This is a genomic window from Pseudomonas sp. SWRI18 (assembly GCF_014268345.1).
GTDB classification, from domain to species: Bacteria; Pseudomonadota; Gammaproteobacteria; order Pseudomonadales; family Pseudomonadaceae; genus Aquipseudomonas; species Aquipseudomonas cedrina.
The window spans coordinates 32,343-56,565 of the sequence record NZ_JACCQQ010000020.1; the positions used below are offsets into that span (position 1 = coordinate 32,343).

The following is a 24,223-nucleotide window of genomic DNA, read 5'->3' on the forward strand; positions in this document are numbered from 1 at the left end:
CTTTGTCAACCTGTTTAAAGACACAGGTATATGACCGGAATATGTCCCGCCAGCCTGTGGATAAGTCTGTGACTAAACTCTGGAAAGACCTCCGCAGAGGCCGGAATGACTGGCCTGGAGCCATCGTTCTGAATTCTTATACTGCGAAGGGGCTACATACGCTTCGGCCAAGGTCAAGCAAAAAACTTTGCAGAAGCGCCTGTAGCCCTTGTTTATAAAGGCTTTTGGCTTTTAGCACTTGCCCCCAAAGACTGTGGGCGCAGTTGTGGATAACCTGCGCGTATATGCCTGCAAGCCACGGCTTATAAGGCTTTGCGCGTGATGGTTAAAAATTGATCAGGTTTGTATGTGGTCATGCGCTTAGCGGTTGCCGCAAACGCGGTGTAAGGGCATTCTGCTGGCAACTTTTTTCCGATGCCCTCAAGGAGAACACCATGTCTGACACGCTGTTTATTACTGGCGCAACCTCAGGTTTCGGCGAAGCCTGCGCGCGTCGTTTTGCCGAAGCCGGCTGGAAGCTGGTGCTCACCGGCCGTCGTGCCGAGCGCCTGAATGCATTGGTCGAAGAGCTTTCCAGGCAGACCGAAGTGCATGGCCTGGTCGTGGACGTGCGTGATCGCAAGGGCATGGAAGACGCCATCGCCAACCTGCCGCCATCGTTCGCCACACTGCGCGGGCTGATCAACAACGCCGGCCTGGCCGTGGGCACCGACCCTGCGCCTAAATGCGGCCTCGACGACTGGGAAACCATGGTCGACACCAACATCAAGGGCCTGCTGACCACCACCAGCCTGCTGCTGCCGCGCTTGATCGCCCACGGCCGCGGCGCCGGGATCATCAACCTGGGTTCCATCGCCGGCAGCTATCCGTACCCGGGCAGCCATGTATATGGCGGCTCCAAGGCCTTCGTGAAGCAGTTCTCGCTAAACCTGCGTTGCGACCTGCAAGGTACCGGCGTACGCGTGACCAACATCGAGCCGGGCTTGTGTGAAAGCGAATTCTCGCTGGTGCGTTTTGGCGGGGATCAAGCGCGGTATGACGCGACTTATGCCGGTGCCGAGCCGATCCAGCCGCAGGACATTGCCGACACGATCTTCTGGGTGCTCAATACGCCGGCCCATGTGAATATCAATCGCCTGGAGTTGATGCCGGTGAGTCAGACTTGGGCCGGGTTTGCGATTGAGCGTGGGGCCAAGGGCTAGGTGAGGCTATCGTGTCAGGCATGTGTTTGTAGTGAGCGGGCTTGTCGAATCGTCGCACCGCCCGCGCTGGGTGGCGAAGCCGCCCCAATAAAGACACTGCGGAGTTCCAGCCAGAACCCGACCGCCTGGTTTGGGGCGGCTTCGCCGCCCAGCGCGGGGCAAGCCCGCTCACTACAGACCGCTCCTGCGCCTTCATTCAGCCGAGATAGTCGAGCAACCCCTGATAGCAAGTCGCCAAGTGATACGGCGTGGTCGACGGCATGTCCCGTCGGCTCACGCTGCCCTTGGCATCCAGGCATTCATGCCATCCCTTGTCATGCAGAAAATGCCCTTGCAGTGCCAGCAATTGGCGCTGCAGCGGCGCTTCACTGTGGGGCCGCAAAGTCAGTGCCCGCAGGTACTCGGCCTGGGCCCAGATGCGCTGGGTGGCGTCCCGCACGGTGCCGTCCAGGGCAAGCATGCCGCTGACCGCACCGCTCAACTTATCCACACCGTTTTGCTCGGCGTAGGCAAATGCCCGCGTCAGCGAGGCGTGCAGCGCAGTGCCACGCAGCACATCGGACGATTCCAGCAAAAAGAACCATTCGAACTGATGCCCCGGCTCGAACCAGTTATCCACAGCACCCAGCGGTTTTTCCATCATCACGCCATGCTGGCGGTCGATGAAGCGCCGCTGCATGGCCGTCGCCAATGCCAGCAGAGCCGCTTGTACGGCGGCGTCTTCACGTACCGCGAGGGTGGCGAGGAAACCTTCGGCCAAGTGCATCAAGGGGTTTTGCAACGGGCCAGCATTGAGGGACGACCAGTTGCGCTCCAGCACCGCTTCATACAGGCCATCGCCGCTGGCAAAGCGTTGAGCGACCACTTCAAGGGCGGCATTGAGCACCGACTCCACCAGCGGCTCACGCACCTTGGCCCAGTAGTGGGCGCAGGCAAAAATGATGAATGCGTGGGTGTAGAGGTCTTTGCGCGTGTCCAGCGGTTGGCCGGCGGGGTCGATGCTGTAGAACCAGCCGCCGTGTTCGGCGTCGTGGAAATGCCGTTGCAACGAGCGGAACAGGGCGGCCGCGCGCTCCTCGGCGAAGGCGCCGCCGGGCTCGCCGATCAGGCTGGCGAACAGATACAACTGCCGGGCGCAGGCCATGGCGCGGTAACGCTGTGGCGGCAAGGGGCGGTGATCGGCGCCCAGCGCCTCATAGGGCAGCGCCAGCTCGGCATTCCAGCCCGGGCCTTGCCAGAGCGGCACGATCAGGCTGTGGAAGTGGGTGAGCACGGAGTTCAAGGCGGGTAGGGAAGCGCTGGGCATTGGCTGGCGTCGTCACGGCAGGGGTGTAGGCGCGCATGTTAGCAGGCTTGGGTTCTGTGGTGTTTTTGAGACCGCTTTCGCGGGCAAGCCCGCTCCCACAGGTTTGATCTGTGAACCCGATCAACTGTGGGAGCGGGCTTGCTCGCGAAGAGGCCCTCAACAACGCTGCAAATCAGCCCGCCAGCAACCAAACCCCCGTCGCCGCCGAAGCCGCCCCGGCAATCCGCACCAACGGCGCCGCCGCAGCCGGCAGGAAACGCACCAGCGCATAGCCCGCCGCGTGCAGCACAGCCGTCGCACCGACAAAACCGGCGGCATACGCCCAAGGGCTGGACATGTCCGGCAACTCCAAACCATGCGCCACACCGTGGAACAACGCGAACAACGCCGTCGCAGCCACCGCCACGAACACCGGCGGACGCACCGCCAGCGCCACCGCCAAGCCCAGGGCCAGCACCGACGCGGCAATCCCGCTTTCCAGCAGCGGCAATTGCAGGCCTTCAAAGCCCAGCACGCCGCCCATCAGCATGGTGCCCACGAAGGTGCACGGCAATGCCCAGCGGGCAGCGCCTTTTTGCTGGGCGGCCCACAAACCGACCGCCACCATGGCCAGCAAGTGATCGATGCCGCCCAGGGGATGGCTGATACCGGCCACCAGGCCATTATCGCCGTGGCCCGGATGAGCGAACGCCAGTGCAGGGGCCAGCAGCAGGGCGGCAGCGGTCAGGAGTTTTTTGAGGGTCATGGACAGGTTCCTTAAGGGTTGATCAGGCGGCGGTCAGCAGGCCTTGGCGTTCGATGAAGGCGACGATCTCTTCCAGGCCGACACCGGTTTTCTGGTTGCTGAACACAAAGGGCTTACCGTTGCGCATGCGCTGGGTGTCGCTGTTCATCAGCTCCAGCGAAGCCCCGACCAGCGGTGCCAGGTCGATCTTGTTGATCACCAGCAGGTCGGATTTGCAGATGCCCGGGCCACCCTTGCGCGGCAGCTTGTCGCCGGCCGACACATCGATCACGTAGATGGTCAGGTCGGACAACTCCGGGCTGAACGTGGCCGAGAGGTTGTCACCACCGGACTCCACCAGGATCAGGTCCAGTCCGGGGAAGCGGCGGTTGAGCTGGTCCACCGCTTCCAGATTGATCGAGGCGTCTTCGCGGATCGCCGTGTGCGGGCAGCCACCGGTTTCCACACCGATGATGCGCTCCGGCGCCAGGGCCTGGTTGCGCACCAGGAAGTCGGCGTCTTCGCGGGTGTAGATGTCATTGGTGACCACCGCCAGGTTATAGCGGTCGCGTAACGCGAGGCACAGGGCCAGGGTCAGGGCCGTCTTGCCGGAGCCGACCGGGCCGCCGATGCCGACGCGCAAAGGTTGTGTGTTCATGGGTTGTTCTCCTAGGAACGGAACAGGCGACTGTACTGGCGCTCGTGGGCCATGCACGCCAGGGACAGGCCAAAGGCGGCGCTGCCGAAGTGATCGGGATGAAGGCACGTGGCGTCCCGCTGGGCTTGTTGCAGCAGCGGCAGCAGTTCGCTAGTCAGGCGTTGGGCGGCCTGTTGGCCCAGGGGCAAGGTTTTCATCAGCACGGCCAGTTGGTTTTCCAGCCAGCTCCACAGCCAGGCGGCGAGGGCGTCGGCGGGGCTGATATTCCAGGCGCGCGCGGCGAGAGCCCAGCCCAGGGCGAGGTGCGGCTCGGCGCATTGTTGCAAAAAGGCGCGGGCGGCGACGTCCAGTTCCGGCAGACCATTGAGCAGTTGTTGCAACGAATAGCCCATCTGCCGGCTCTCCTGAAACAGCTCGCGGGTTTCGCGGCTGGCGCGATGTTGCGCGCACAGCTGTTCCAGGCGTGGCCAGTCTTCATCAAGCGCGGCCTGGCAATGGGCGAGCAGCAACGGCGCCTCGAAGCGTGCGAGGTTGAGCCGCAACTGGTCGCTGATCCAGCGCCGCGCAGTGGCCGCATCGTTGACGCGGCCGTTCTCCACGGCCATTTCCAGGCCTTGGGAGTAGCTGTAGCCGCCAATCGGCAATTGCGGACTGGCCAGGCGCAGCAGCGCCCAGGCTGGGTTCATGGACGCACGCCGAACTGGTGCAGCTTGGGCGGATAGTTGAAGTCTTCATCGCCATGGCGCGAATGATGGTGGCCGCCGCCGTAGGCACCATGCTCCGGCTGGAAGGGCGCCTCGAGGGTTTGCGTCTGCGCGCCCAACTGTTCGAGCATGGCTTTGAGCACGTAGTCATCGAGCAAGCGCAACCAGCCGTCCCCGACCTGCAACGCCACGTGGCGGTTACCCAAGTGATACGCCGCGCGCGTCAGTTCGAATGCGCTGCTGCAGGTAACGTGCAGCAGTTGTTCAGGCCGAGCGCATACGCGTACGACGCGTCCGTCTTCGGCCTGTAGGCATTCGCCATCGTGCAGCGGCGGCTGGCCGCGCTCCAGGAAAAGGCCGACGTCTTCACCCTCGGCACTGAAACAGCGCAGACGGCTTTTGCTGCGGGCTTCGAAATTCAGCAGCAATTCGGCGGCCCAGTGGGCTTGGGGGGCGATTCGGCGGTGGATCACCAGCATCGGGAAGCTTCCAGCTATGAGCGATGACACAGCTAGAGCAAGGGGCTTGCCAACCCTGAAAGCGAGTAGGAATTGCCTGTAGGCAATGACGGTAACGCCACTAAATAGGGCGAGGAACGATGTCTGTGGTGCGCCAAAGTGGTGCGCAATGTTGCTTGTTGCACGGCCAATGGGCATTTTCAGATTTTCCCTACAGGTGATGAGGAATCGGCGGTCATCAAGTTACGTGCGAGATCAATAGGCTGTGCGCCGTGTTTAATTCACTGCGACGTTCATCATGTTCAAGTCATTGTGTTGTCTGGTTATTGTTAGCCTGTCTTTTGCCCTGTCATCGGCTTCCGCCAACCTGAATTCCCAACCTTCTTTTTCCGACTCAATAAAAGAGGCCTCTATCGACGGTGTCGTCGACCGCGCCCATGAGTTGCTCGGCACGCCTTACAAGTGGGGCGGCACCTCGGCGGAGCAGGGCTTCGACTGCAGCAGCCTGTTGGTCTATCTGTTCAAGACCGAGGCCAATATCACGCTGCCGCGCACCACCACGGCGATGCAACGTTCAACGGCTGCGACCATCAAGCGCAACGCGCTCAAACCCGGTGATGCGGTGTTTTTCAAAGGCAACGGGCGTGGGCAGGTCAGCCATGTGGGCCTGTATATCGGCGAGGGCAAATTCATCCATTCGCCGCGCACCGGCAAGAACATCCGCATCGATTCTTTGAGCAACCGCTATTGGAACAAGCAATACACCACCGCCAAGCGTTTCCATTCGGCGGGGTGATTGCGTTATTCGGTGCTGCCCAGGCCTTGCCAGTGTTTCAAGCCGATAAAGATAAAGCGCAATTGCTGGGTGATTTTCGCCTGGGGCGTGAGGTGGGCGGGCAGGGCATGGGCCGGTGGGTCGATGATGTCGGGCAGCGTGGCGAATACACTTTTGACGATCAGGTCGGCCATCACATGCAAGCCTTCGGCGTCCAGGTGCTGCAGTTTGGGCATGAAGGTCAGGTCGGCCGCCAGGTCGCGGGTGATGTCTTCGCGCAACGCCGCAATGGCCTGGCGCACGGCCAGGCAGCCGCCATATTGCTCGCGGGCCAGGAACAGGAACTGCGAACGGTTGGCCGAGACCACGTCCAGGAAGATCCGCACGGACGCATCGATAATGCCACCCATCACGAATTCGTTGTGGCGCACCAGGCGGATCGTGGCGCGAAAGGTCTGGCCGACTTCACTCACCAATACGAGACCAAGCTGGTCCATGTCGGCAAAATGCCGATAGAACCCGGTGGGTACGATACCGGCCGTTTTCGCCACTTCGCGCAGGCTCAGGCTGCCAAACCCACGGCCACATTCCATCAGGTGGCGGGCTGCGTCCATCAGGGCGAGGCGGGTCTGTTGCTTCTGTTCGGCGCGGGGCAGCATTGGCGGCGGGCTTTGTCGGCAAGTACAGCGACGCACTCTAGCAAAACAGTTCTGCCTGCGTCGAACTTGGCCGGGTGTGCGGGGGGGAGTGCAGTGAAAAGGCGTGGTGGACGGCAGTAACAGGTTCTACCGAAAGTCAAAAGCCCGATCGTTGGATCGGGCTTTTTTCTGGGCCACCACAGGCTCAGCTCTGTGCTTGATGGAGTTCTTGCAGACGGTCAGCACCGCCTTCAGCAACGCCTTCGGTGTAGGCACGTTTGTTGGCTCGTTCAGCACCGCCTTCAACCAGACCTTTCTGCTCCAGGCGATCACGGCCACCTTCGGCGACAGCATTACGCTCCAGCAGGCGATCGGCGCCGCCTTCAACCAAGCCTTTCTGTTCCAGGCGGTTGCGACCGTTTTCGGTCAGGCCTTCGGTGTAGGCGCGTTTGTTGGCTTGCTCCGAACCGTTTTCAGCAACAGCGCCTTTGGCGTAGTCACGGTTTTCATCTTCCTGCGAACCGCTGCGAGCGACGGTCTGGCTGAAGTGAACGGCGTCGGTTTTGACTTGTGGGGTGACCTGTTCGGCGGCTGGCAGGGCAAAAGCGCTGGAAGCCAGGATGGATAAAAGGACGGTAGCGAGTACTTGGCGTTTCATGATGGGCTGCTCCTTGGGAGGGCGATAAATTGGGTACGGGGCTATTGTTACCCTCGATAAGTCGATATAAAAGTTCATAAACACAATGGTAATAATCAACAGAATTGATTGTTCTCGCCGAAGGCTCTAGAACGCGCCTCTCAAGCACGCGGTTTTGCACTGGTGTGGGTATTTTCGACACGCGTGTGGGTAACAATGGTGCGCCATCGTAGGGGGAATCTGTCGAAGGGGTCAGAAAATGAGGTTTTTCCTAGTAAATCGGGGCATGAGTTAAACGCCGTGGCGGATTGCCAGTCGTAGTTCTGTAAGCTGTCCTTAAAGGCTGTCACCCAGCCAGTCGTATTCAGGAGTCCTGTGCATGACGCGCACTCGTAAAATCGTCGCTTGGAGCTGCGCCAGCTTCGTTGTGTTAATCGCCGTGGTGGTCGTGATTCTGGTGTTTTTTGACTGGAATCGCATCAAGCCGCCCCTCAATGCCAAGGTTTCCGAAGAGCTGCATCGCCCGTTTGCCATCAACGGCAACCTGGCGGTGGTGTGGGCGCGTGAGCCCGATGAAGGCGGTTGGCGCGCCTGGGTGCCGTGGCCCCATGTGATTGCCGAAGACCTGACGCTGGGCAACCCCGACTGGTCGAAAACCCCGCAAATGGTCACGCTCAAAAAAGTCGAATTGCGCATTTCGCTCCTGGGTTTGCTGGTGCAGCGCGTGGTTATCCCGCGTATCGACCTCACCGAGCCGAGCGCACAGTTGCAGCGCCTGGCCGACGGCCGCGCCAACTGGACATTCAAGTTCGACCCCAAGGACCCGAACGCCGAACCCTCCAACTGGGTGGTGGACATCGGCGCCATCGGCTTCGACAAGGGCCACGTGACCCTCGACGATCAAACCCTCAGGACCCAACTGGATGTGATCATCGATCCTTTGGGCAAACCCATTCCCTTCAGCGAGATTGTCGGCGACGCCGATGCCAAAAAAGCCCTGGAAAAAGGCTCCGCACCGCAGGACTACGCGTTCGCCCTCAAGGTCAAAGGCCAGTACCACGGCCAGAAACTCGACGGCAGCGGCAAGATCGGCGGGTTGTTGGCCCTGCAGGACGCGGCCCGGCCGTTCCCGCTGCAGGCCCAGGTCAAGATTGCCGATACCAGCATCGCCCTGGCCGGCACCCTGACCGATCCGTTGAACCTCGGCGCTTTGGACCTTCGGCTCAAACTCGCAGGTTCCAGCCTGGGCAATCTCTACCCATTGACCGGCGTGACCTTGCCGGATTCGCCGGCATACTCCACCGATGGTCACCTGATCGCCAAGCTGCATGAAGCCGACGGCGCGTCATTTCGCTATGAAAACTTCAACGGCAAGATCGGCAACAGCGATATCCACGGCGACCTCGCCTACGTCGCCAGCCAGCCACGGCCCAAACTCAGCGGTGCGCTGGTGTCCAACCAATTGCTGATGGCCGACCTTGCGCCGCTGATCGGTGCCGACTCCAATGCCAAGCAGAAAGCCCGTGGCGGCGACAGCAAGCAGCCGGCTACCAAAGTGCTGCCGGTGGAGGAGTTCCGCACCGAGCGCTGGCGCGTCATGGATGCCGATGTGGAATTCACCGGCAAGCGCATCGTACACAGCGCCGATCTGCCGTTTACCGACCTCTACACCCACCTGGTGCTCAATGACGGGGAATTGAGCCTCGAGCCCCTGCGTTTCGGCGTGGCCGGCGGCAAGCTGGATGCGCAGATTCGCCTGAACGGCCGCACCACCCCTATGGAAGGCCGCGCCAGGCTGACCGCGCGCAACTTCAAGCTCAAGCAGCTGTTCCCCACCTTCGAACCGATGAAAACCAGTTTTGGCGAACTCAACGGCGATGCCGATATCTCCGGTCGCGGCAACTCCGTGGCGGCGCTGCTGGGCACCTCCAACGGTGACCTGAAAATGCTGATCAACGACGGTGCGATCAGCCGCGGCTTGATGGAAATCGCCGGGCTCAACGTGGGCAACTACGTAGTGGGCCGCCTGTTTGGCGACAAGGAAGTGAAGATCAACTGCGCGGCGGCGGACTTCGGGATCAAGACCGGCTTGGCGACCACGCGGCTGTTTGTGTTCGATACCGAGAACGCCATCATCTACATCGATGGCACCGCGAACATGGCCACCGAACAATTGGACCTGACCATCAACCCGGAATCGAAAGGCTTCCGACTGTTCTCCCTGCGCTCGCCGCTGTACGTCAATGGGCCATTTATCCGGCCCAACGCCGGTGTGAAAGCCATTCCGCTGGCGCTGCGTGGCGCGGGCATGGTCGCGCTGGGTGTGATTGCGGGGCCGGCGGCCGGGTTGCTTGCGCTGGTGGCCCCAAGTGGCGGCGAACCCAACGAATGCGCACCGTTGCTGCAACAGATGAAGGAAGGCAAGGCACCCAAAACCGTGAAGGGCTAAATGACAGACTAAGATCCAAATGTGGGAGCGGGCTTGCTCGCGAAAGCGGAGTGTCAGTCAATAGATTCATTGATTGACACTCCGCTTTCGCGAGCAAGCCCGCTCCCACAATGGTTGTGCTATTTCAGACTGGGTGCTGGATTACAGGCTTTCGAGAATGTCCGCCATGTCATCCGCGTGCTCTTCTTCCTGGGCCAGGATTTCTTCGAAGATGCGTCGCGTGGTCGGGTCTTTGTCGCCAATGTACTGGATGATTTCGCGGTAGCTGTCCACGGCAATTCGTTCGGCGACCAGGTCTTCGTAGACCATTTCCTTCAAGCTGTTACCCGCCACGTATTGAGCATGGGAGTTCTTCGACAGCAGGTCCGGGTTGAACTCCGGCTCGCCGCCCAACTGCACGATGCGCTCGGCCAGTTTGTCGGCGTGCTCGGCTTCCTGGTTGGCATGCTCGAGAAATTCCGCTGCGGCCACGGCGGCCTTGACGCCGCTGGCCATGAAATAGTGGCGCTTGTAGCGCAACACGCAGACCAGTTCAGTGGCCAGCGATTCATTGAGCAGGCGAATGATCTCTTCGCGGTCGGCGTCATAACCTTCGGTCACGGCGCCGTTCTCGACGTTCTGGCGCGCGCGAATGCGCAGGGTCGCGACGTCGGTCAAGTTTGCTTCAGTCATCTCAATCTCCTGGGGCTAATCCGGTTTTACGCCACGCTCTGCCGGCGTGATCGTTACAGGTTGTGAGTGCTGCCCGGCGCAAAAAGTTTTATCGGGTTTGCCGACGGCGTCATCTGCCCGACTTCAGCCTGGGCTAGGCTGCACGGCAGGTTTTCACTTTCAGGGAAATTCGCGACATGCCGCAGTCGTTAGCCACGCGTTATCCCCTGGTGCTGGTGCCCGGCATGCTGGGGTTCGTGCGCCTGGGGTGGTTCCCATACTGGTACGGCATCGTCCCCGCGCTGCAAGCGGGCGGGGCGCGGGTATTTGCGGTGCAGGTGGCGCCGCTCGATTCCAGTGAGGTGCGTGGCGAGCAATTGCTGGCGCAGATCGAGCGCATTCGCCGCGAAACCGGCGCCGACAAGGTCAACCTGATCGGCCACAGCCAGGGCGCGCTGACCGCGCGCTATGCGGCAGGCAAGCGCCCGGAGTGGGTGGCCTCGGTGACCTCGGTGGCCGGGCCCAACCATGGCTCGGAACTGGCCGACCATATCCACCGCCATTACCCCATCGACGGCGTGAAGGGGCGGATCATGAGCGCGCTGTTTCATCTCGTCGCCTGGGTAATGGGCGTGCTGGAAACCGGCTATCGCGGGCCGCGTTTCAAGGCGGATCTGCAGGCGTCCCACCATTCGCTCACCAGCGAGGGCGTGGCGCTGTTCAATCAGCACTATCCACAGGGGCTGCCGCAGACATGGGGCGGGCAGGGCCTGGAGGAGGTCAATGGCGTGCGCTATTACTCGTGGTCCGGCACCTTGCAGCCGGGCATTACCGACCGTGGCCGCAACCTGTTCGACGGCACGCACCGCAGCTGCCGCCTGTTCGCCCGCAGCTTTGTGCGTGAAAAGGGCCAGTGCGACGGGATGGTGGGGCGCTACAGTTCGCACTTGGGGAGGGTCATTGGTGACGATTACGCGTTGGACCATTTTGATATCGTCAACCAGTCTCTGGGGCTGGTGGGCAAGGGCGCGGAGCCGATCCGCTTGTTCGTGGAACATGCGCAGAGGCTTAAGGCCGCCGGGGTGTAATGGTGGCCCGCGCTCCCACATGTTGACCGCGTTCAAGCAGTGCTTGCCATGCGCTTGATCGGCACAGTCCAACGCTCCGACAAGACCACCCCACCCAACGTCAGCAAGCCGCCCACCAGGTGATACAACGCCAGCGCTTCCTTCAACACCACCGCCGCAATCAGCGCGGTGAGCAACGGCAGCAGATTGAAAAATAGCGTGGTGCGGCTCGGACCCAGGGTCTTCACCGAATGCATCCACGAAAGTGGCGCGAGCATCGAGGCCAGCAGGCACGCATACAGCACCAGCGGGATATTCGCCCAGCCCAACCCGGTTTTTGCCGAGAACAGGAACAGCGGAAACAACACCACCACCGCCACCAGCACCTGCAGGTACAGCAACACCAGGGGCGGCAGGCGCAGCTGCCATTTTTTCAGCAGGGTGCTGTAGATTGCGTAAGCCAGGGTCGCGATCAGCATCATGCCGTCGCCCAGGTTGACGCCATGCTGCAACAGCGCGCCGAGGCTGCCGGCCGACACCACCACGACCACGCCGGCGAATGACAGTACCGCACCGGCCAGCGCGCCATAGGTCAGGCGCTGGCCGAGGCTGATGATGGCTGCCGTCAGGGCCATCAAGGGCATCAGCGACAGGATGATGCCCATGTTGGTGGCGCTGGTCAGCGTGGCGGCGTAATACGCCAGGCTCTGGTACACCGCCATGCCCAGCACGCCGAGGATGAAGACCTTGCCCAGGTTTGGGCGGATCAGCGGCCAGTTGGCGATCACGGGTTTGATCATGAACGGCGTAAACAGCAGCGCCGCCAACAGCCAGCGGTAAAAGCCGATCTCCGCGGGGAAGATCGAACCCACGGCCAGCTTGTTGATGACGGTGTTGCCGGCCCAGATGAAAATGGCCAGCAGGGGATAAGCGTATTGCATGGAAATCGCCGAGCAGCGTAACGGACGGGGATTATCCCTTGTCTGCGCAGGAAGGTGTAACAGGGTTTGACTACACTCTCGAAAGACCGTGCCTCCCGGCCCGGTAACAGGGAGAAAACGCCATGAAGATGCTGCGAACCGCGCTGTTGATGACGGGCCTGCTGCTGTGTTCCCAAGGCTTTGCCGCCACCGCCCAGCAAAACAAGATGACCACCTGCAACGCCGAAGCCACCACCAAGACGCTCAAGGGCGACGAGCGCAAGGCCTTCATGAAAACCTGCCTGTCGGCCCCGGCGGCCAACGACGCCAAGACCCTGACCCCGCAGCAGCAGAAGATGAAGGATTGCAATGCGTCGGCGAAAACCAAGGCGCTAGCCGGTGATGCGCGCAAGACCTTCATGAGTACCTGCCTCAAGGGCTGACCAGCCTGGTACCGACGCTGCCGATCCCCTGTGGGAGCTGGCTTGCCTGCGATTGCATCACCTCGGTGTATCTGACCTACCGAGGCGGCTGCATCGCAGGCAAGCCAGCTCCCACACTTGATCGCATTCACAACCTTACCCACTCGCTTGATTCGCTCAAGGCTGGCAGACTGCCCATCCTTTAACGCCGCTCGTTTTGAGGCTGTATGCCAACGTTTTCTCAGCGTCATGTGTTGTTGCTGGCCAGCTACATCATCATTTTCGGCGGATTGCTGCTGGTTCTGCCGCTCAAATTGCTGCCCAGCCTGTTGGCCGGCCTGTTGGTGTTTGAACTGGTCAACATGCTCACCCCGCAACTGCAACGCCTGATCGAAGGCCGCCGCGCGCGTTGGCTGGCGGTGGCCTTGCTCGGCACCCTGATCGTCAGCGTGCTGGCCTTGATCTTCGCGGGCGCCATCAGCTTCCTGCTCCACGAAGCGGAAAACCCCGGCGCCTCCCTCGACAAATTCATGGGCGTGGTCGACCGCGCGCGCGGCCAGTTGCCGCCGTTCCTCGACGCCTACCTGCCCGCCAGCGCCGCCGAATTCCGCGTGGCCATCGGCGACTGGCTGAGCAAACACCTGAGCGAACTGCAACTGGTCGGCAAGGACGCCGCCCACATGTTCGTCACCCTGCTGATCGGCATGGTGCTCGGCGCCATCATCGCCCTGCAACGCGTGCCCGACCTGACCAAACGCAAACCCCTGGCCGCCGCGCTGTTCGACCGCCTGCACCTGCTGGTCCAGGCCTTTCGCAACATCGTCTTCGCCCAAATCAAAATCGCCGCGCTCAACACCGCCTTCACCGCCGTGTTCCTGGCCGTGGTGCTGCCGCTGTGCGGGATCCACCTGCCGTTGACCAAAACCCTGATCGTCCTCACCTTCCTCCTCGGCCTGCTGCCGGTGATCGGCAACCTGATGTCCAACACCCTGATCACCATCGTCGCGCTGTCGCTGTCGATCTGGGTGGCGGTGGCGGCGTTGGGGTATTTGATCGTGATCCACAAGGTTGAATACTTCCTCAACGCACGGATCGTGGGTGGACAAATCAGCGCCAAGTCGTGGGAGTTGTTGCTGGCGATGTTGGTGTTTGAAGCGGCATTTGGATTGCCGGGAGTGGTGGCGGGGCCGATTTATTATGCGTATCTCAAGAGCGAGTTGAAGCTGGGCGGTATGGTTTAAGACCTGCTCCGAACGTGTGCACGGGCTAATGTGGGAGCGGGCTTGCTCGCGAAGGCGGTGTGTCAGTTGAGGTCTATATCAACTGAACCACCGCCTTCGCGAGCAAGCCCGCTCCCACAGTTGGTTTTGCAGTGTTTATGAAATGGGAGCAGGTCAGCTGCCGTACCGCTTGCTCGCCTCGATCGCCAACCCACTGCCGATACTGCCGAAAATATTCCCTTCCACATGCCGCGCATTCGGCAGCATCGCCGAGATGCTGTGGCGCAGTGCCGGAATGCCGCTGGAGCCGCCGGTAAAGAACACGGTGTCCACTTGCGCGACGCTCACCGAAGCATCAGTGAGCAACTGCGTAACACTGCCGCGCACGCGCTCCAGCAGGTTGTCAATAGACGACTCGAACAGTGCCCGCGTGAGGTCAACGCTCAGCCCCGGCTCGACACGGTCGAGCGGCACATGGCGGCTGTCGGCGTGGGTCAGCTGGATCTTGGTTTCTTCCACTTCCATCGCCAGCCAGTGCCCGGCGCGCTGTTCGATCAGCTTGAACAGGCGGTCGATGCCGCCGGTGTCTTCGATGTCGTAGCGCATGCTGCCCAGGGCCAGTTGGGATTTCTGCGAGTACACCGAGTTGATGGTGTGCCAGGTCGCCAGGTTCATGTGGTGGCTGGTGGGCATGTAGGCGCCGCTTTTCATGCGGCTGCCGTAGCCGAACAGCGGCATCATGCCGGCCAGGGAGAGTTGCTTGTCGAAGTCGGTCCCGCCGATGTGCACGCCGCCGGTGGCGAGGATGTCGTCCTGGCGGTTGTCGTTGTGGCGACGGTCCGGCGACAGGCGCACCAGAGAGAAGTCGGAGGTACCCCCGCCGATGTCGACGATCAGTACCAGCTCTTCCTTGGCGATGGTGGACTCGTAGTCGAAGGCCGCGGCAATCGGCTCGTACTGGAACGAGATGTCCTTGAAGCCGATCTTGCGCGCCACGTCGACCAGGGTGTTTTCGGCTTCCTGGTCAGCCATCGGGTCGTCATCGACGAAAAACACCGGCCGGCCCAGCACCACTTCTTCGAACTCACGGCCGGCGGTGGCTTCGGCGCGGCTCTTGAGCTGGCCGATAAACAACGCCAGCAGGTCGGTGAACGGCATCGCGGTGCCGAGCACACTGGTGTCGTGCTTGATCAGCTTGGAACCCAGCAGGCTCTTGAGCGAGCGCATCAGGCGGCCTTCGTAGTTTTCCAGGTACTCGTGCAGCGCCAGGCGGCCGTACACCGGGCGGCGCTCCTCGAAGTTGAAGAACACCACCGACGGCAGGGTGATTTTGTCGTCCTCCAGCGCGATAAGCGTTTCCATGCCGGGACGAATCCAGCCGACGGTGGAGTTGGACGTGCCGAAGTCGATACCGCAGGCACGGGCTGGGGAGGAGTTTTCCATGACAATCAGGTTCCGGTTGAAAAACGGCCGCGCAGTGTATGCCAGTCGAAGGCGGATGCGTAGGCCGACCATCCGTTAAATCGTGCTTGAAACCTGGGGATTTGCCCCCACATCCGTTGCATACGGCAAGCGCCGATAACACTTAGACGCCCCCCGGCCCCAAGACTCGACACGTGCAGACCGACGCACCTTGGGCCCGCGTGCGGTGCGATCTCGATTACAGGATGGTGAAACCCCGATGGATTTCAAAGACTACTACAAGATACTTGGCGTCGAGCCCACGGCTGACGACAAGGAAATCAAGGCGGCCTACCGCAAGTTGGCGCGCAAGTACCACCCGGACGTCAGCAAGGAAAAAGACGCCGAAGCCAAGTTCAAGGACGCGTCCGAAGCCTATGAGGCGCTCAAGAGCGCCGACAAGCGCGCCGAATACGACGAGCTGCGCAAATATGGCCAGCATGGCCAGCCGTTCCAGGGCCCGCCGGGCTGGCAGAGCCGTGGCGGCTTTGGCGGCGGCGCGGGCACCGAGGACTTCTCGGACTTTTTCAGCTCGATCTTCGGCAACCGCAGCGATGCCTTCGGCGGCGGCCAGCGCCGTCCCGCCGGGCGCAAGGGCCAGGACGTGGAGATGCAGTTGACCGTGTCTCTGGAAGAGACGCTGTCCACCGAGTCCAAGCAGATCAGCTTCCAGGTGCCGCAGTACGACGCCTCGGGCCGGCATGTGAGCAACACCACCAAGAGCCTGAATGTGAAGATCCCCGCTGGCGTGGCCGACGGCGAGCGCATCCGCCTCAAGGCGCAGGGCGCGCCGGGTATCGGCGGCGGGGCCAATGGTGACCTGTACCTGATCATCAAGTTTGCGCCGCACCCTAAATTTGAAGTGGACGGTGAAAACCTGATCATCAACCTGCCCCTGGCGCCGTGGGAATTGGCGCTGGGCACGGAAGTGGCGGTGCCGACTCTCACCGGCAAAATCAACCTCAAGGTGCCGGCCGGCAGCCAGAACGGCCAGCGCATGCGCGCCAAGGGCCACGGGTTGCTGAACAAGGCCGGGCAGCGCGGTTTCCTGTACATCCAGCTCAAGGCTGTGATGCCCAAGGTCAGCGACGACGAGGTCAAGGCGCTGTGGCAGGAACTGGCGCGCAAAGCCGCGTTTGATCCGCGAGAGAACTTCTAACGTCGCAGACGCAAAGCCCGCAGGTGCTTAACTACCTACCGCAGCTTCGGTTACCGGGCATGGTCATCTGTCACTCCGTTTGAACAGGAGTGACTCCATGCCCGATACACCTGCAGTTTCCGCGCTCGGCGAACCGCTGACCGCCGACTACGAAATCATCAAAGACAAGATTCCTGGGTGGCTGCCTGCCACGCACGAACGCAATCGCCAGACTTTCAGGCGCGCCGACACCGGCCATGTCGATTGGCTTGCCACCCTGGGCGATGCGCAGCGCACGCAACTCAAGCGCTACAACGAGGCCGCCGCGCTGTCCCAGCAAGCCGTGGATGAGGCCATGACGCCGTTGCAGGACGTCGACACCTTCGCCCGGCCGTTGCTGCAACAGGCGCTCAAGACCCAGTACAAGGTTGAGCTGGATGTGGACCGCACGTTCGTGCACCTGCACAAACCGCTCGAAATCGGCGCCCTGGGCATTCGTGCCGGGGATTTTTCCGTGCAGACCCTGTCGCTGTTGCAGGCGGCGCTGCACAACTTTGAAGCCTCTGAATGCGAGCCTGGAGCGTTTGACAGGTCATCACGGTTTCGCAGGGGTCCGCAAACCGACGCCGCGCCGGTCGACACCGTTCTGAAGGTGGCGGATTTTCTCGCGCTGTGCCGGAGTCTGGATATCGGCGCGAAGTACCAGACCTTCCTCAAGGACTTTTTGCTGCCCGCCGACACTGCCGTTGCCGACGCCTTGCAGCGCAAGGTAGTGCAGGCCCAGAAGGATGCGTTGCAAGCGGCCGCCTACCTGGCGCTGCTCAAAAACGACATCGGCCCTGACGACTACCGGATGATCGGCGAGGTGGTTGCCGGCCGGCGTGATGTCCGCGCCGACGGCAAACCGGTGTGGTTCAGCGACTTGAGCATCATGGGCCTGCGCCTGCACGGCTGCACCGTGTTCGTGCCGGTGCAAAAGTACGGCGACGCCAGGCAAGTGTTGCTGTACATCCCCCACGACCCGCAACAACCGCTGAAAAAATACGACAGCGCTCAGGCGATGGAAGAGGCGCTGACCCGGCAGCTGATGGCGGGTGCGGTGGGCGCGCGACTCACGCCTTACCAGCAGTTTATTCTGCCGTTCCTGGCCTATGCCGACCAACCCACCTATTTTCGCCGCCTGACCCAGGACGCCCCCAATGCGCCGGGTGATCCCTTTGCGGTGTGGCGCTCACCCATCACGCGCTTTTTGCTGCCGTTTGTGTCGGCGGTCGTGACCATCACGCTCGAACCCAGGGAGCTGCCGCCTAAGCCTCAGGCACCGCGTGTGCCGATTGAAAGCCCGAATTTCTACATCCGCGTACTTTCCAAAGGCGAGCTCTGGGGTGACAACGTCGACCTGTTCCCGGACAACTTCGTCAAGCTGCGCGACAAGTTGATCGCCGACGCTCGCAGTCACGCGGTGCCGACTGCCGATGTGGATGCGCGGGTGCGAGCCGAGAAAATCGCCGCCCTTGAATCGGCCGGGCTACTGGCGCTTAACCTGGTGTCGATGCTGGTGCCGGGCCTGGGCGAAGTGATGATGGCCGTGATGGCCGCGCAGTTGCTCTATGAAACCTTCGAAGGGGTGATCGAATGGCACGAAGGCGACCGCGAAGCCGCCTTGGCGCACTTGACCGATGTGGCCGAAAACCTCGCCTTGATCGGGGTGATGGCGGCGGGTGGCGCGGCGCTGGGCAAGGCGCTCAAGGCGCCGGCTGTACTCGATGGGGTCAAGCCGGTAACCCTCGCGTCGGGCGAACGCAAATTGTGGAAAACCGATCTGACGCCGTACAAGGCGCCTGTGCGCCTCGATCCCGAATCCACGCCTGACGCACTGGGCCTGCACGATCATTTCGGTGACACCGTGCTGCCCCTCGAAGGTGATCACTATCTGGTCAAGAAAGACCCGCAGGCCGAGCAATACCGTATTGAGCATCCTACCCGGCGCGACGCTTATGCCCCCCTGCTCGAACACAATCACGAAGGTGGCTGGCAACACGAAGGCGAAGACCCGCTGACCTGGGACGACGACACCGTGCTGCGCCGCCTCGGGCGACCGGCCGACGGCCTGAGTAGCGAGCGCCTGCAGCAGGCGCGCTTGGCGAGCGGCGTCGACAGCGAAGCACTGCGTGCCGGGCATGTCGACGTGGAGCCGGTGCCGTTGGCACTCTGCGAGAGTCTCAAGCGCTTGCGCATCAAAGACGAACTCAAGCGCTTTGTGACGCAGATGAAAAGCTCCGACCCGGCGGATTACGGCCAGGCAGAAGTGGGCCTGCAAATGGATCTGCTGCTGCGTCGCGGCATGCTGCCAGACGCGCCACCGTGGGTGTTTGAGTCCACGGGGCGCAAACTCTGGGGGCCGGGCATCACTAACCGGGGCGGCCGGCGTGCCGTAGTACTCGGGGAAGGCGGCCTGCAGCGCGGCGAATTGCTGCAACAAGTGCTGTATACCCTGCAGGGTGACGACCCCGCGTTGCAGGAGTTCCCAGGACGTGCCGAAGACAGTCTGGCGCATCGCGCCGGCCTGTTGCGCGACTACCTGGCGGATCAGGTCGAGATTTTTCAGGACATGCTCGCCCAAGAGCGTTATCAGGCGCGTGCCGGTACCGATGATCCGGACGCGATTCGCCTGATCGAGCGCTACCCCGGCCTGCCGGCGTCGATGGCCGAGCATCTGCTTAAAGGCGCCAGCGCCGAAGACCTGCACCTATTGCGCAGCCGTGGCGAATTGCCCGAAACCCTCGATGCTCACGCGCGCTGGTACGCCCAGGAAGACCGCGTGGCCCGTGCGTACGAGGGCCTGTTCGACGAAACACCCGGCACCCTCGACAGTCAGCGCCTGGCGCTGCGCACCCTGGAAACCTTGCCGGGCTGGCGTCGTGGCAGTCGCGTCGAACTGCGTCATCATTCCCCAGGCGGCGAGTTGCTTGACGCCATCGGCTCGCCGGATGCCAACAACCGCAGGCTTCTGGTGCTGCGCGACAACGGCCTGTTCGAAGGCCCCATGCCGAGGGACTTCTACACCGCCACTTGGCACCTGCTCAGCGCCGAAGAACGCCAGGCCGTGGGTGTGAGCGAAGTGGCGCAGCTCAAGTCGCGGATCCGGCAATCGCCGTTGCCGCGCGCACCGCTGCGCACGGTGCTGGCCGAACACCCGGTGCGCAAACCGGCCTATGACCCCTCGATGCGCCTGTTGGGCGGCGGCCCCGGCTTGGACCAGTGGGTGACCCAGGCCGGCAATCTGTTCCGCACGCCGCAGGCGCGGGCGCGGCGGCTGTTCCCAAGCCTGGACGACGCCGGGGTGGCGGCCTTTATCGAGTCGTTGGGCACGGACGTGCGCGGTGGTCTGTCTCGCCTGGAGGCCGAGTACCAGCAGCTCAAGCAAGACCTGCACCAGTGGACGCGCACTGGCGATGGGACTGCCGGCGCGTTGGCGCGGGAGATAAAGCGCTGCTGGCGCAGGCAAACCAATGAGTTGACTATCACACCGAACAGCCCGATCAGCCTGCCGGCATTGAGTGCCGATTTCAGCCATGTTGAAAGGTTGACGCTTAAAACGATTGCCTGGAACGCCGACGCGCAGACGTTTCTGAACAACTTCAAGCGGCTCAAGGTACTGCGCATCAACAGCGCGGGGCTGACCGAGCTGCCGCCGTCGATCGGTCAACTGTCCGACCTGACGCGCCTGTCGCTCAGGAGCAACTCCATTCGCCTGACGCCGCAGAGCGTCGAACAACTTGGGGCGTTGCCAGCGCTGCGCTGGCTGGACCTGGGCTACAACCGACTGGGGCTTGCCCCCGATTTCAGCGCTCAGCCAAAACTTGAGTATGTCGACCTCAGCAACAGTCAGCTGGAGCAATGGCCGGCCGGCCTGGGCGCGCAAACCGAGTTGACCACGCTCAATTTGAGAAATAACCGCCTGACCTCTATCCCCCCGCACCACTTGGAACCTGCGCCTGAGCAGCTTGAGGTGATGGCCCGCATCAATCGGGCCACGGCCATCACCCACAACCCCGGATTGCTCAACTATGGCGACGCGTTGGACCGCTACTGGCGCTATTTGCAGGCCCAGCATCCCGAACAGGTGCTGGACATCAATGGCGATAACTTTGCCGTTGAAACGCCGCTGATTGCCAAGACTCAACGCCTGTTTCCACACTTCAACATCAAACAGGCCCGGGAATATATCTGGAGCCTGGGCGAAGGTGGCGAAGCGTTGTTGATCGCTCGCGAGCAAGCCTTTGCCACCTTGACCGATCAGCTCAATGCCTGGGCGTTTTCCGGCGATGCCCCGTTACAGCGCTATGTGCGCACGGACCGGCTGCAGGCAAACGCTGCGACCCGTGACGACCGTTACCTGGCCCGGTCACGCATCCTCAGTTGCTGGAAACGTGAGACGCCGCAGCAGGTGGCCTACGACGGCACGCCCATCGGCTACGAGCTGGACCTGAGTGGCCTGCGTCTGCCGAGCCTGCCGGACCTGGAGGCGGATTTCAGTCATGTGGGTTCGCTCAAATTGAGCGGCATGGGCCTGAGTGCGTCGCCCGAGGGCTTTCTTGCCCGCTATCGCCACGCGCGCTGGGTCGACCTGTCCAACAACCGGCTGCGCGAACTGCCGCCGGCACTCGGTGAGATGCGCGGCCTCACACGCCTGTTCCTGCACAACAACCGTATACGCCTGACGCCGCAGACCGCGCAGATCCTGGCAGAACGCGTGACGCTGCGCGCACTGTCGCTGGACGGCAACCCGTTGGGTATCACCCCGGACCTGGGGCACATCAGCGATTTGCGCGTATTGAGCATGAGCCGCACCGGCATCGATCGCGTTCCCGAGGGCCTCGGCGAGCAGCCGCTTTTGAACGACATCAACCTCAATGGCAACGCGATTACCCACTTGCCGGACGCACTTATCGCGCCCCCGGATGCCCAGTTGGCCAGGTCGGCGCGCTTGAGTTCCGCTATCCAACTGGCCGATAACCCGCTGACGGAGCAGACCTTGCAGCAGGTGCGCGATTATCACCAGCGGCTGCAACAGGCCGGGTTGCCACAGCCGGACAGCACTACGCTGCTGGTGGCAACCGCCCTGGGTCAATCGTCCCGCGCCGCGGGCGAGTTGGTTGCCGGCGCGGAATTTGAACGCTGGACCAGCGGCTTGACTGGCGCACAACGCGCCACGCGCCGGGCGCAGTGGTTGGCCCTGCGCGCGCAGCCGGGTTCGGACGGGTTCATGCGCATGCTTGGCGACCTGGATGCGGGCGGGGCTCAGCACGCAAACTTGCAAGGCCGGGTCTGGGAGGTCATCGATACCATTTCCCAGCAGACCGATGCGGCCGACGCGCTACGCGGGCGGATGTTCGATTGGGCCGGTGCGGCGACCTGTTGCGACCGTGCGGCGTTATCGTTCAGCAACGTGGAGATCATGGCCATGGTGCACAAGGCGCGCTTGCAGGCCGGCGATCAGACCCAGGGGTTGGCGCTGATGAAGTTGTCGCGCGGGCTGTTTCGCCTGGACGAGGTGGAAAAAACCGCCCTGGCGGACATCCAGAAGCGTACCGAGGCGATCAATAACCAGCCGGACCTGACGCCGCTGCAACGCCAGCAAAGAATTGAAGGGCTGGAAGAGGTGGAGATCCGTCTGGCGTATAGGCTGGGTCTGAAAGCGCCAGACCGTCTGGATCTTCCGGCACAGGCACAGGGAGGGCGATTTACCGGACTTGCCGGGGTCAGCGAGCAAACGCTGGATGAAACCTGCAAGCGCATTCTGGCGCTCGATGGCTCATCCGAGGAGTTTCAGGCCTTGGTGTCGAGGGATTTCTGGCAGGAATACCTGACCCAGAAATACCCCGAACGCTTCCAGGCGATGAGTCAGCCCTTTCATGATCAGTTGGCCGAGCTGCACGAAAAGCTGGACGCAGGGGACCTCTCTGCCAGCGGGTTCGAAGGCAAATCCAGGGACTTGCAGGGGCAGCTGGCGATTGCCGAAGCGACGCTGATCGAGACCCTGACCCGCGCCGAACAGGCGGCCTTGGATAATGGCGGTTAAAACAAAAAGTAACGCTGCGCCATCGGCAGCACCTCGGCCGGCTCGCACCACAGCAATACGCCGTCGGCCTTGACCTGATAGGTCTGCGGGTCCACCTCGATATCCGGCAGGTAATCATTGTGGATCAGGTCGGTCTTCTGCACATCGCGACAACCCTTGACCACGGCGATCTGCTTTTTCAAGCCCAGGGCCTCGGGCAATCCGGCGTCCTTGGCGGCCTGGCTGATAAAGGTCAGGCTGGTGGCGTGCAACGAACTGCCGAAGCTGGCGAACATCGGGCGGTAGTGCACCGGTTGCGGCGTGGGGATGGATGCGTTGGCGTCGCCCATCAGGCTTGAAGCAATTGCGCCGCCCTTGAGAATCAACGTCGGCTTGACGCCGAAAAACGCCGGTCGCCACAACACCAGGTCGGCCCATTTGCCGACTTCGATGGAACCGACGATATGGCTGACACCGTGAGTGATCGCCGGGTTGATGGTGTACTTGGCGATGTAGCGCTTGATGCGGAAATTGTCGTTGCCCGGGCCGTCGCCGGGCAGGGCGCCGCGCTGGCGTTTCATCTTGTCGGCGGTCTGCCAGGTGCGTGTGATCACCTCGCCGACGCGGCCCATGGCCTGACTGTCGGAGCTGATCATCGAGAACGCGCCAAGGTCATGCAGGATGTCTTCGGCGGCGATGGTCTCGCGGCGGATACGGCTTTCGGCGAAGGCCACGTCTTCGGCGATGCTCGGGTCCAGGTGGTGACAGACCATCAGCATGTCCAGGTGTTCGTCGATGGTGTTGCGCGTGAATGGCCGCGTCGGGTTGGTCGAGCTGGGCAGCACGTTGGGCAAGCCACAGGCCTTGATGATGTCCGGCGCATGGCCGCCGCCCGCGCCTTCGGTGTGGTAGGTGTGGATGGTACGGCCCTTGAGCGCGGCGAGGGTGGTTTCGACGAAGCCGGACTCGTTGAGGGTGTCGCTGTGGATCGCCACCTGCACGTCGTATTGGTCGGCAACGTTCAGGCAATTATCGATGCTGGCGGGCGTGGTGCCCCAGTCTTCATGCAGCTTCAAGCCGATGGCGCCGGCCTTGACCTGTTCAATCAACGGCTCGGGCAAACTGGCGTTGCCCTTGCCGGTAAAGCCGATGTTCATCGGGAACGAATCGCTGGCCTGGAGCATGCGCGCCAGGTGCCACGGACCCGAGGTGCAGGTGGTGGCGTTGGTGCCGGTGGCGGGCCCGGTGCCGCCGCCGATCATGGTGGTGACGCCGCTGGTCAGCGCTTCTTCGATCTGCTGCGGACAGATGAAATGCACGTGGCTGTCGATGCCGCCGGCGGTGAGGATCATGCCTTCGCCGGCGATCACTTCTGTGCTGGCGCCGATGGCCATGGTCACGCCGGGCTGGATGTCCGGGTTGCCGGCTTTGCCGATGGCCTGGATGCGGCCGTTCTTCAGGCCGACGTCGGCCTTGACGATGCCCCAGTGGTCGATGATCAGCGCGTTGGTGATCAGGGTGTCCACCACTTCATGGGCGAGCAACTGGCTCTGGCCCTGGCCGTCGCGGATGACCTTGCCGCCGCCGAACTTGACCTCTTCGCCGTAGACGGTGAAGTCCTGTTCGACTTCCAGGAACAGCTCGGTGTCGGCCAGACGGACCTTGTCACCGACGGTGGGGCCGTACATGTCGGCGTAGGCTTGGCGGCTGATTTTCATGTGGTTGCCCT

19 protein-coding genes are annotated in these 24,223 nt (G+C 62.2%); 8 read left to right on the forward strand and 11 right to left on the reverse strand.

The genetic code is table 11. The features are described 5' to 3' along the window. Window positions 1–434 precede the first annotated feature (434 nt). Window positions 435–1,202, forward strand: coding sequence for an SDR family oxidoreductase (locus H0Z09_RS20335; protein ID WP_186692937.1), 768 nt, complete (start codon window positions 435–437; stop codon window positions 1,200–1,202). Window positions 1,203–1,398: 196 nt separating this feature from the next. On the opposite strand, the gene H0Z09_RS20340 is transcribed toward H0Z09_RS20335, so the two are convergent. The 5 genes from H0Z09_RS20340 to ureE all read right to left on the reverse strand — a co-directional run bounded on the left by H0Z09_RS20340 (window position 1,399) and on the right by ureE (window position 5,073). Continuing rightward, on the reverse strand, window positions 1,399–2,508 hold the full coding sequence (locus tag H0Z09_RS20340; protein WP_186692939.1) for an AGE family epimerase/isomerase: 1,110 nt from the start codon (window positions 2,506–2,508) through the stop codon (window positions 1,399–1,401). Window positions 2,509–2,680: 172 nt separating this feature from the next. Next, window positions 2,681–3,253, reverse strand: coding sequence for a HupE/UreJ family protein (locus H0Z09_RS20345; protein WP_186692941.1), 573 nt, complete (start codon window positions 3,251–3,253; stop codon window positions 2,681–2,683). A gap of 22 nt (window positions 3,254–3,275) precedes the next feature. Then, window positions 3,276–3,890: an urease accessory protein UreG gene (ureG, locus tag H0Z09_RS20350; protein WP_012721947.1), complete on the reverse strand. Its 615-nt coding sequence runs from the start codon at window positions 3,888–3,890 to the stop codon at window positions 3,276–3,278. An 11-nt stretch (window positions 3,891–3,901) separates the two neighbouring features. Then, a complete protein-coding gene (locus H0Z09_RS20355) occupies window positions 3,902–4,576 on the reverse strand; it encodes an urease accessory protein UreF (protein ID WP_186692943.1) in 675 nt (224 codons plus the stop codon). Further along, the gene (gene ureE, locus H0Z09_RS20360) at window positions 4,573–5,073 is read right to left on the reverse strand and encodes an urease accessory protein UreE (protein WP_076954550.1); all 501 of its coding nucleotides are present in this window, start codon (window positions 5,071–5,073) and stop codon (window positions 4,573–4,575) included. The genes H0Z09_RS20355 and ureE overlap by 4 nt, the downstream gene beginning before the upstream one ends. 277 nt (window positions 5,074–5,350) lie before the next feature. Here ureE and H0Z09_RS20365 point away from each other — a divergent pair, with 277 nt between their 5' ends. Then, a complete protein-coding gene (locus H0Z09_RS20365) occupies window positions 5,351–5,848 on the forward strand; it encodes a C40 family peptidase (protein ID WP_186692945.1) in 498 nt (165 codons plus the stop codon). 5 nt (window positions 5,849–5,853) lie between these two features. Here the strand turns inward: H0Z09_RS20365 and H0Z09_RS20370 are convergent, their stop codons facing one another. Both H0Z09_RS20370 and H0Z09_RS20375 read right to left on the reverse strand, forming a co-directional pair. Then, on the reverse strand, window positions 5,854–6,486 hold the full coding sequence (locus H0Z09_RS20370; RefSeq protein WP_049710266.1) for a TetR family transcriptional regulator: 633 nt from the start codon (window positions 6,484–6,486) through the stop codon (window positions 5,854–5,856). A 184-nt stretch (window positions 6,487–6,670) separates the two neighbouring features. Continuing rightward, window positions 6,671–7,123, reverse strand: a complete 453-nt coding sequence (locus H0Z09_RS20375) for a hypothetical protein (protein WP_186692947.1) — start codon at window positions 7,121–7,123, stop codon at window positions 6,671–6,673. 358 nt (window positions 7,124–7,481) lie between these two features. Between H0Z09_RS20375 and H0Z09_RS20380 the strand changes: the two genes are divergently transcribed. Then, window positions 7,482–9,551 (forward strand): AsmA family protein, encoded by a 2,070-nt coding sequence (locus tag H0Z09_RS20380; protein ID WP_186692949.1) that lies wholly within the window; start codon window positions 7,482–7,484, stop codon window positions 9,549–9,551. A 141-nt stretch (window positions 9,552–9,692) separates the two neighbouring features. Here the strand turns inward: H0Z09_RS20380 and H0Z09_RS20385 are convergent, their stop codons facing one another. Then, window positions 9,693–10,223 carry a ferritin-like domain-containing protein gene (locus H0Z09_RS20385; RefSeq protein WP_076954546.1) on the reverse strand — a complete coding sequence of 177 codons (531 nt, stop codon included), beginning with the start codon at window positions 10,221–10,223 and terminating at the stop codon, window positions 9,693–9,695. A 176-nt stretch (window positions 10,224–10,399) separates the two neighbouring features. On the opposite strand from H0Z09_RS20385, the gene H0Z09_RS20390 reads away from it, so the two are divergent. Then, the gene (locus H0Z09_RS20390; RefSeq protein WP_186692951.1) at window positions 10,400–11,290 is read left to right on the forward strand and encodes a triacylglycerol lipase; all 891 of its coding nucleotides are present in this window, start codon (window positions 10,400–10,402) and stop codon (window positions 11,288–11,290) included. Window positions 11,291–11,322: 32 nt separating this feature from the next. On the opposite strand, the gene H0Z09_RS20395 is transcribed toward H0Z09_RS20390, so the two are convergent. Continuing rightward, on the reverse strand, window positions 11,323–12,210 hold the full coding sequence (locus tag H0Z09_RS20395) for a DMT family transporter (protein WP_186692953.1): 888 nt from the start codon (window positions 12,208–12,210) through the stop codon (window positions 11,323–11,325). Window positions 12,211–12,332: 122 nt separating this feature from the next. Between H0Z09_RS20395 and H0Z09_RS20400 the strand changes: the two genes are divergently transcribed. Together H0Z09_RS20400 and H0Z09_RS20405 are read left to right on the forward strand one after the other, a co-directional pair. Continuing rightward, window positions 12,333–12,632 carry a PsiF family protein gene (locus H0Z09_RS20400; protein ID WP_186692955.1) on the forward strand — a complete coding sequence of 100 codons (300 nt, stop codon included), beginning with the start codon at window positions 12,333–12,335 and terminating at the stop codon, window positions 12,630–12,632. A gap of 206 nt (window positions 12,633–12,838) precedes the next feature. After that, window positions 12,839–13,852, forward strand: coding sequence for an AI-2E family transporter (locus H0Z09_RS20405; protein WP_076954542.1), 1,014 nt, complete (start codon window positions 12,839–12,841; stop codon window positions 13,850–13,852). Window positions 13,853–14,005: 153 nt separating this feature from the next. On the opposite strand, the gene H0Z09_RS20410 is transcribed toward H0Z09_RS20405, so the two are convergent. After that, window positions 14,006–15,274, reverse strand: a complete 1,269-nt coding sequence (locus H0Z09_RS20410; RefSeq protein WP_186692957.1) for an Hsp70 family protein — start codon at window positions 15,272–15,274, stop codon at window positions 14,006–14,008. Between the two features lie 238 nt (window positions 15,275–15,512). On the opposite strand from H0Z09_RS20410, the gene H0Z09_RS20415 reads away from it, so the two are divergent. Further along, window positions 15,513–16,451 carry a DnaJ C-terminal domain-containing protein gene (locus H0Z09_RS20415; protein WP_076954539.1) on the forward strand — a complete coding sequence of 313 codons (939 nt, stop codon included), beginning with the start codon at window positions 15,513–15,515 and terminating at the stop codon, window positions 16,449–16,451. 97 nt (window positions 16,452–16,548) lie between these two features. Further along, on the forward strand, window positions 16,549–22,515 hold the full coding sequence (locus H0Z09_RS20420) for a DUF6543 domain-containing protein (RefSeq protein WP_186692959.1): 5,967 nt from the start codon (window positions 16,549–16,551) through the stop codon (window positions 22,513–22,515). On the opposite strand, the gene ureC is transcribed toward H0Z09_RS20420, so the two are convergent. Beyond that, entirely contained in the window at window positions 22,512–24,212 is a 1,701-nt protein-coding gene (gene ureC, locus H0Z09_RS20425; protein WP_186692961.1) for an urease subunit alpha, read from the reverse strand. The two genes, H0Z09_RS20420 and ureC, sit on opposite strands and share 4 nt — an antisense overlap. Window positions 24,213–24,223 lie beyond the last annotated feature (11 nt).

Coding starts and splice junctions, on each gene's coding strand:
- ureC (WP_186692961.1), bottom strand. CDS start 24,212: ATGAAAATCAGCCGCCAAGCCTACGCCGACATGTACGGCCCCACCGTC.
- H0Z09_RS20380 (WP_186692949.1), top strand. CDS start 7,482: ATGACGCGCACTCGTAAAATCGTCGCTTGGAGCTGCGCCAGCTTCGTT.
- ureE (WP_076954550.1), bottom strand. CDS start 5,073: ATGCTGGTGATCCACCGCCGAATCGCCCCCCAAGCCCACTGGGCCGCC.
- H0Z09_RS20370 (WP_049710266.1), bottom strand. CDS start 6,486: ATGCTGCCCCGCGCCGAACAGAAGCAACAGACCCGCCTCGCCCTGATG.
- H0Z09_RS20390 (WP_186692951.1), top strand. CDS start 10,400: ATGCCGCAGTCGTTAGCCACGCGTTATCCCCTGGTGCTGGTGCCCGGC.
- ureG (WP_012721947.1), bottom strand. CDS start 3,890: ATGAACACACAACCTTTGCGCGTCGGCATCGGCGGCCCGGTCGGCTCC.
- H0Z09_RS20395 (WP_186692953.1), bottom strand. CDS start 12,210: ATGCAATACGCTTATCCCCTGCTGGCCATTTTCATCTGGGCCGGCAAC.
- H0Z09_RS20385 (WP_076954546.1), bottom strand. CDS start 10,223: ATGACTGAAGCAAACTTGACCGACGTCGCGACCCTGCGCATTCGCGCG.
- H0Z09_RS20375 (WP_186692947.1), bottom strand. CDS start 7,123: ATGAAACGCCAAGTACTCGCTACCGTCCTTTTATCCATCCTGGCTTCC.
- H0Z09_RS20365 (WP_186692945.1), top strand. CDS start 5,351: ATGTTCAAGTCATTGTGTTGTCTGGTTATTGTTAGCCTGTCTTTTGCC.
- H0Z09_RS20415 (WP_076954539.1), top strand. CDS start 15,513: ATGGATTTCAAAGACTACTACAAGATACTTGGCGTCGAGCCCACGGCT.
- H0Z09_RS20410 (WP_186692957.1), bottom strand. CDS start 15,274: ATGGAAAACTCCTCCCCAGCCCGTGCCTGCGGTATCGACTTCGGCACG.
- H0Z09_RS20355 (WP_186692943.1), bottom strand. CDS start 4,576: ATGAACCCAGCCTGGGCGCTGCTGCGCCTGGCCAGTCCGCAATTGCCG.
- H0Z09_RS20340 (WP_186692939.1), bottom strand. CDS start 2,508: ATGCCCAGCGCTTCCCTACCCGCCTTGAACTCCGTGCTCACCCACTTC.
- H0Z09_RS20345 (WP_186692941.1), bottom strand. CDS start 3,253: ATGACCCTCAAAAAACTCCTGACCGCTGCCGCCCTGCTGCTGGCCCCT.
- H0Z09_RS20335 (WP_186692937.1), top strand. CDS start 435: ATGTCTGACACGCTGTTTATTACTGGCGCAACCTCAGGTTTCGGCGAA.
- H0Z09_RS20405 (WP_076954542.1), top strand. CDS start 12,839: ATGCCAACGTTTTCTCAGCGTCATGTGTTGTTGCTGGCCAGCTACATC.
- H0Z09_RS20400 (WP_186692955.1), top strand. CDS start 12,333: ATGAAGATGCTGCGAACCGCGCTGTTGATGACGGGCCTGCTGCTGTGT.
- H0Z09_RS20420 (WP_186692959.1), top strand. CDS start 16,549: ATGCCCGATACACCTGCAGTTTCCGCGCTCGGCGAACCGCTGACCGCC.